Source organism: Bradyrhizobium sp. Crot121 (assembly GCF_059512385.1).
Genome location: NZ_JCAMOR010000473.1, coordinates 1 through 372, shown reverse-complemented (window position 1 = coordinate 372; position 372 = coordinate 1). Strand labels below are relative to the sequence as shown.

Annotated in this window: 1 pseudogene; it reads right to left on the bottom strand. The window is 58.9% G+C overall.

The features are described 5' to 3' along the window. Window positions 1-250 precede the first annotated feature (250 nt). A pseudogene (locus tag AC5ZGW_RS47540) lies at window positions 251-372 on the bottom strand (IS110 family transposase); the annotation flags it as partial.

Below are 372 nucleotides of genomic sequence, written 5' to 3'. Positions count from 1 at the left end.
CGTTCGATTAGGTGTTGCGCGTAGTCGGGTGCTGACATCTGTCCGGCCTTTATTGCGACCGTCATATGTCGCGGGCCCGTATGGGAGTTCGCGGATCAGGTCCAAATCACAGCGGCGTACTTGGAAGCACCTGGGCATGTACTGGTTTTCCCGACCCCGTCCCATCGACTGTTGCGCCGTACCTTCCGTTTGACCTTCCTACCTCCTCGACGACCTCTGGTCGGGCGGACTAAGCGATTAAGCTAAGCGATTAAGCCGCTGCGACCGGAGCTTTGTAGACCCCACCGTTGACCATCAAAGCCCAAACGGTGCGAGCCATCTTGTTGGCGAGAGCGACGGCGACAAGCATGGGCGGCTTACGAGCGAGCATGC